This is a genomic window from Deinococcus aquaedulcis (assembly GCF_019693445.1).
Classification (GTDB): domain Bacteria; phylum Deinococcota; class Deinococci; order Deinococcales; family Deinococcaceae; genus Deinococcus; species Deinococcus aquaedulcis.
The window spans coordinates 1-6,314 of sequence record NZ_JAHRBL010000044.1 but is presented as its reverse complement, the minus strand read 5'-3'; the positions used below and the strand labels follow the sequence as shown (position 1 = coordinate 6,314).

Here is a 6,314-nt window from a genome sequence, read left to right as displayed (position 1 = left end):
GGCTGCCGGTGGAGACGGCCTGGACGTCGAGCTTGCTCTCGGCGCCCAGCTTCATGATCGAGCCCTTGCCAAACGCCTTCTCGATCTGGCTCATCGCCGTTTCGATCGCTTTCGCCCGCTCTTTGGCGTCGCTGGGAACTCCGAATTCTTTGGTGTTGTCCTTGCTCATCGCTCTCCTTAGGTGAAGCTCAACTTCGAGTACCCACTTAGTCTACAACAGAATGAGCAAGAATGTTTTAGGTCCATAGGGGGTGTCGGTCCGCAGAGGGCTGCCTCGCAATGGACACGAAGGAGCAACTTGGGCTGGGGGGAAAGGGAGCCCCAGTCCAGGTCTCCTACGAACGCCGATTCTGACTGATAACGACGTAAATCCACATTGGTTGGGGGCATGTATGGTCGCTGGGCAACCCAGTCGCATAGGGAGAGCGTCAATCTTGTCAACTCATATTTACGCCACTCTCAATAGTCCCTCCGTGCGTTTTGCGCTGTAGGCAACCTACAGATGGGATCACTCAAGTGTGCGGAGGATGAGCAGGCCACTGCAGCTCTCTCCTCAAAGACGTTACGAAAATGGAGACGTCAGGGACAGCGTTCTTGATTGTGGTCAGGTCGCAGGAGCCAGGGATCAATCAGGGTTCTGGGGAGCTGGAAGGGAGGAGGGCCTGCATATGGCCGACCTGGCGTCTCAGTGTCCAGACACTGTTGCCGAATCCAGAGTCATTCCCATGACTGTAGCGGCTGCGGCTCACGCGGCACTCGGTAACGGCCGACCTCACCTCAAGCGCGAGCAGCGCCAGCTGATCACGAACAGACCGCATTCCGTCCGGTACAAGCGTCTGCGCCACCCGGAGCTGACGGGAGGTGGCGACTGCAAGAGGCACACGCTCCGGTCGGCAGCTTGTTACGGTTGCGGAATTGGTCTTTGAGGCCAGATCGACGACCGTGACCAGTTGCTGGACCACCTCACGCTGCCGGACCATGGGTAGGACTTCAAAGGCCGGTTGGTCCTGCGCAACAAAGGCCTGCTCGATCCGGCGCTGGATGCGGGTGCCGTCTTCACCGAACACCACGCCGAACCAAATGATGCCACCGACCACGAAGATGATCGGCGAGAGGTACACCAACAGCATCATTGGGAGCAGAAGCACACCCACGACGTTCTCGACCCAGGGGGTGAATCCATGCGGCTTGGCCTGCACTTCCCTGCGGTTCATCGGGTGAAGTGTACTGGGCTCACGTTCAGCGTGCGACGACAAGTGGGCCATTTTCGTTTTGTGTTGTGGGCGATGACAGGCGGTGGGCGCACCAGAGCGAAGACGACTTACACGGACGCTGAAATCTTCGCCCGCGATCAAGCGGCCCTCTATACACTGCAGTCTGACTTTTGCGCTTCGACGTTTAAGGGGTCACTTTTGCCTGTTGAACAGCTTCTATCCCGCACGGCAAGCCCATCTCCAGTGCGCGCTTCGTCAGAGCCGTCAGCTCAAGCACCTGCCCTGCAGGCGGCAAGAGCCAAACCTCTGGTACCCACCACGCAGTCGCCAGGATTTGTGAAGGATACGGATGGCAGCCCACGACGTGAACTGGACAGCGCACAGCTTCAGAAGGCCAGGGCCTGGTACGCGGCTAATGCCGCGCAGTATACGCCCGCTGTCCTGCGTCAACTTCAGGCCAAACTGGGGGAGCCGCCCACAGGGAAGGTCACCAACAGCTTTCTTCAGAAGGTCGCGGACTGGCAGATCACGTTCGACCTTGCGGAAGCGGCCGGACGCTTCATTGAAGTGGGCGACACGCTTGTTGCCGGGTATCTGCCTACAGGCGTACTGACACCCGAACAGGTGTCGCGTCTCTTTCCCACAGGCCTGGCCAGGCCTGCTCAAGTGGCCGCTTTCGCAATCTCAACTGAAGAAACCATTGCCAAATGGGATCATGTGGGCGGGTATGACGGCCGGCGCAAGCTTCTTGCAACGCTGCTGGCACACGAGCTTAAAGCCGCTGGCATCCTGATGCCCCGCTTTGACCTGCTCAAGATGGACGAGAACAGTTATGGGTATTACGTCCCCCGAACCCATGCCATTGTGGTCAATTCCTCCTTGCTCCGGCAACCCGACCTGCCTCAGAGCGAGCTGCGTGAGCTCTGTCAAACGCTTTACCATGAAGCGAGACATGCAGAGCAAACCTTCTCGGTGGCTCGGCTCCTGTGCGGCAGCGGCATGACGGTCGACGCCGCGTATCAACACACGAAGATCTACAGGCCCTTGGTCAGGAGTGCCGCCGCCAAACCCATCCGGCCAGCCAGTCCGGAAGGCATTGTGGCCAACGAGTGGTATCAGTCCAGATACGGCGCCTTCGCGGCGCAGCGCGCCGCTGACCTGAACACCAAGGACAAGCTTGCACTTGAGGTGGCCAAAAGCAAAGAGACGCTTGCAGCCTTGCAAGCTCGCCGCGTAACCCTGCAGCAGAAGCTGAAGACCAACCTCACGGCAACCCAAAGGAATGAGGTCACCGTCACCCTGAACGCACTTCAGGCAGAGATCAAGGCCGTGACCGCCAAACTGGAAACGCAGAGGCAGCAACACGACGTGTACTACGAGAAATATCGTGCGCTTCCTGGCGAACGCGACGCCTGGGACGTCGAGGGTGCTGTCAATACGTATTACCTTCGCCATCTGGAGAAGCCGTGACTCGCCGACTGCACCTCGTGCTGGGCCTGACGGCAGGTCTCCTCACCGCCTGTCCTTCAGGAGGACAACCTGTGAACACCACACTGGATTTAAGGCTCGAACACCTGGGAACAACACTGGACCAGGTGTGCGCAGTCCTGGCCCAGCAACCCACTGCGGCCGAGCTGGCCAGCAGACTGGGACCTGCAGTGAACGATCCACTCAACCGGGGTGAGTGGTTGCTGATTGAGTCGCCGCCCCCCCAGTACGAATCGGTTCGGGTCTCCATTCCCCGCTCGAAGGCAGACCCCATTCAGTTCAGTCTGCGCTTCCGCCCTGAGCAGGGTCCGTCAGCGTTGGCCCTGGCACAGGTCTTGGGGCCCTGGGAAGAATTGCCCGTCGAGACCCACCTGCCAGAGTTCGATCAGCGCCATTTGAGTAAGACCGTACGGGGGTATGTCTGCGCAATTATTGCCTCTGTTGAACGTCCGGCTGAGGGCGAGACCTCTGGGGACCACGTCCGCGAACTCACCATCTACGCTGATCGGTTCTAAGGGCGCCCTGTGATGAGGGATCAAAGGTGCATTCCAGTAAGCACCGCGCATTGACTGGCCTGCAAAAACACTGTGCGCTGCTGAGTGGGTCCTCCGATTCTGGGGGCAAGCCTATCGCTGGCACAGGTGATGGGGCAGGTTGAAAAGCAGTCACCGCTGTGTCTCGATAGCCGTCTCAGCCATCAGCTGAAGTCATTGTGACGACGGTCAGCAGGTCGTTTGTTCGGTGGGTCCTGTATGCGGCTAACGCATTCGTTCAGCCGCTCGCCACCAAGTTCGCAGTGCCAAACAGGTAGATGGCGCCACTGCGCTCACTCCGCTTTGGGCAACTGAGGCGGTCACTCCGCCTCATCCGCTCTACGCTTCAGCCATGAGATCCCTGGTCTTGAGCCTCCTCCTGGCGTGTGGTTGGGCAGGAGCAACGCCGCTGTTGGGCACAAAGGCTTCCTTTGTCGAGTCCTCTTTCTGCAAGGTCTACGCCTGTCGCCTGGTGGGGAAAGACGCACTTGGCGCTGGCCTCAGCGAATGGCGCTATGTCATCAACGGTGAACGCGGTAGAGAACCGTACGCGCCGCCTCAGGTGGTCAGCGTGTTGAGGCAGAACGACCGGATCATCTCGGCGCAGTGGGTCGCCGGTGCACAGGACACCGTGCTGTATCCGGGTAGCTACGGCACCCAGATGGCGACGCTCCTCATCCGGACTCTCACGGGGAAAGCACCCACCGCAGGGGGACTGTTTGATCTCAATGACAGGTGTGAAGTCGCCACGCCGAAGCCGCACACCATAGCCTGGGGCGCCTACCGCCTGTCGTGTCTGTTGAGTGCAGAGTTCGCGGGCGCTTGGCGCTTCAGCCTCCGGGTGCACCTTCCGTAATACCGAGCGGCCACGTTCTTCCTCGTGAAGCAACAGTGGTGAGGGGGCGAGGCACGCGTTGACCCTCTCAAATGACAGTGGACTTGCGGGGAGGATCAGGTGGTTCTTGTGGCCGCGCGGTGACTGTCATCACCCTTCGCTGACCCCTGCGTCTCACATGAGTCAGGTGTGTTCATTGGGCACGAGGCGACCTAATCACGCCACGATGGCTGGCCTCACACTCAGGTCCGCTCGTCCAGGCACCACGAAGTATGTGGGATTCGGGTAGACCCAATGCGAACAAGGCTCGGGTGCTGATCCTGCCGATCAGCGTAATTGGTCGGTCGAACGTTGGACCAGAACGCCCTACCGCTCCACATCAAAGCGCAGATCAGTGGACCTGCCAAGGGAGGAAATCGCCCTGCAACATGAGCATCCACGTGGGCAATGACTGACTGACCGCACAGGGACGGTGGCAAGCCAGGGACAACCTGCTGGACTGTCACTGGCTGGTGCCCTAGTTACTACAACGCCCCACAGTGCTACGCATGATCAGAGGAAATTGACCGCGCATCTGCATGACCGGTGCTGAGCGGGGACAACCCAGTGGGCCGCTTACCCTTTCTCTGGTGCGACCCGTCCTCCTGTCGATGGGATGATAGGCCCCCTTATTGAAACGGCAGAAGCGATACGACAAAATACGGTGTGCGCGATTTCGAGGATGGCCGGACCTATTCACGCTGGTTGCGAGGAACGGTGGTCGAAGATGTGCAGAAGGGCATGCCGATCCACCAGGTGGCGCGGTATTGGGGCGTGCACCGTAACACTGTGCGGCGTTACGTGCAACAGGATGCAGCGGGCACATTGTATTTCGTCGGCCAGCCAACAGGCCGGCCACGTAAATTGGCACCTGAGCTTGAGCTGCAGGTATTGGCCCAGTTCGACGCTGATCCTGTCGCCTCACTCCGCGAGCACGCGCGTCGCCTGACCATAGAGACGGGTGTGGAAATCTCGTACCGAACGATCGGCCGGATTCTAAAGCGGCACGAAATGACGTACCAACGAGGTAGAGGGTGGACGCGCCCTGCCCCTGACCAGACGTCGACGCCAGAAAAATAAACACAGGTCAATGCCTGGTACCGAATGGAGTTCAGCCCTCTCCATTTAGCTAATTGAGCCGAACGACAGATGCGAGTAGGGTCAACGTCACCACGGGCATGCCCGTGATGGCTTCTTGCCTTACGGTCACAGGGATGCCGTGAGTGGAACGGTCAGGTTATGTGCTGGACCCCAGCACGCAGTTGATGGAGGTAGCGCAGGGCAATGACTGCAGGTGCGTCGCTTGGCCCAGTGTCTCCGTTCATCCGTATCGCGCTGTGGCCTGGACCTCATCGGGTTCACTCGCTCGGCGCAACCCATACAGATGCTGTAGACCTGATCTCATTGGCTCCTCCGTCGCTTCAGACGTCACTTCGGTTTCGACTGGCCGCAATGATCCTGGACAGGCTCGTCGTTCACTGCATCGCGCCTGCTGGCCCGTGGACGTATAGAACGAGCGTTCTGAGAGAACCGAGACTGCCGCGCGCGTTCCCATAAGTGAGCACCTCAGGACGTTGGAGTAATGCCTGGCACTGAGTTGGAACAGCAGTCACGTGAAGCCCTGACAGTAGGTCATGTCCCGTGGTAGCGCGATGGTCTGGCGACCCTTCGCATCGTAAAGATCGCTGCGCATTTTGTGGCCCAACCACTCGCTTGAAAATCGAGGCGCTTCCATTCTCGACCCATATTTTATGTCACTGGACTTCCCTATTCGCGATAGGTACCACTGAAAATCGACTTCGAATTTTTGTCCCACTCAGCTGCCCAGAAATTTGAATGCCTCACCTTAGGGCGCACGCTTTATGGCACAGAATTTTTTATTAACTACGGGTACCTCTGACCACTGCCCACGGCTTTTCGGCACACGTGTTGAGGCGAACATGCATGTGTCTATAAAACCCGCACAACAGGTCCAGCGAAGCCACCAACTCAGGAGTTGCACCTGCATAACAGCAGGAGAGCGCTCCCAGCCGGGAGACTCTGGGAGTGTCTACGTCACAGATTCCGGGGGAGCGCGTTCGCATCGTTCGCATTCTGGCAGATGCATTTCTGGCCATCCCCACCACCTGCTACCAGCAGCGCAGCCTCGGGGCTGCGCTCGCTCTGTTTCTCGACACGGCCACCAAAACGGCACTCCACCGTGCA

5 protein-coding genes and 2 pseudogenes are annotated in these 6,314 nt (G+C 59.0%); 5 read left to right on the top strand and 2 right to left on the bottom strand.

The genetic code is table 11. The features are described from left to right. Both KMW22_RS19180 and KMW22_RS19175 read right to left on the bottom strand, forming a co-directional pair. Positions 1–169, bottom strand: a pseudogene (locus KMW22_RS19180) (DNA recombination/repair protein RecA); the annotation flags it as partial. A 460-nt stretch (positions 170–629) separates the two neighbouring features. Beyond that, complete coding sequence (locus KMW22_RS19175; protein WP_221091631.1) at positions 630–1,214, bottom strand: hypothetical protein; 585 nt, start codon at positions 1,212–1,214, stop codon at positions 630–632. Between KMW22_RS19175 and KMW22_RS19170 the strand changes: the two genes are divergently transcribed. From KMW22_RS19170 to KMW22_RS19150, 5 genes and pseudogenes are all read left to right on the top strand, one after another. Next, a complete protein-coding gene (locus KMW22_RS19170) occupies positions 1,182–2,684 on the top strand; it encodes a hypothetical protein (protein WP_221091630.1) in 1,503 nt (500 codons plus the stop codon). The two genes, KMW22_RS19175 and KMW22_RS19170, sit on opposite strands and share 33 nt — an antisense overlap. A gap of 71 nt (positions 2,685–2,755) precedes the next feature. Further along, positions 2,756–3,217, top strand: coding sequence for a hypothetical protein (locus tag KMW22_RS19165; protein ID WP_221091629.1), 462 nt, complete (start codon positions 2,756–2,758; stop codon positions 3,215–3,217). Between the two features lie 370 nt (positions 3,218–3,587). Beyond that, a complete protein-coding gene (locus tag KMW22_RS19160) occupies positions 3,588–4,091 on the top strand; it encodes a hypothetical protein (protein ID WP_221091628.1) in 504 nt (167 codons plus the stop codon). A gap of 684 nt (positions 4,092–4,775) precedes the next feature. Then, positions 4,776–5,189, top strand: a complete 414-nt coding sequence (locus tag KMW22_RS19155; RefSeq protein ID WP_221091627.1) for a helix-turn-helix domain-containing protein — start codon at positions 4,776–4,778, stop codon at positions 5,187–5,189. A gap of 966 nt (positions 5,190–6,155) precedes the next feature. Next, positions 6,156–6,314, top strand: a pseudogene (locus tag KMW22_RS19150) (IS701 family transposase); the annotation flags it as partial.

What these genes read in the sequence shown, in the direction of transcription:
- KMW22_RS19170 (WP_221091630.1), top strand. Translation starts at nt 1,182, where the DNA reads ATGCGGCTTGGCCTGCACTTCCCTGCGGTTCATCGGGTGAAGTGTACT.
- KMW22_RS19175 (WP_221091631.1), bottom strand. Translation starts at nt 1,214, where the DNA reads ATGAACCGCAGGGAAGTGCAGGCCAAGCCGCATGGATTCACCCCCTGG.
- KMW22_RS19160 (WP_221091628.1), top strand. Translation starts at nt 3,588, where the DNA reads ATGAGATCCCTGGTCTTGAGCCTCCTCCTGGCGTGTGGTTGGGCAGGA.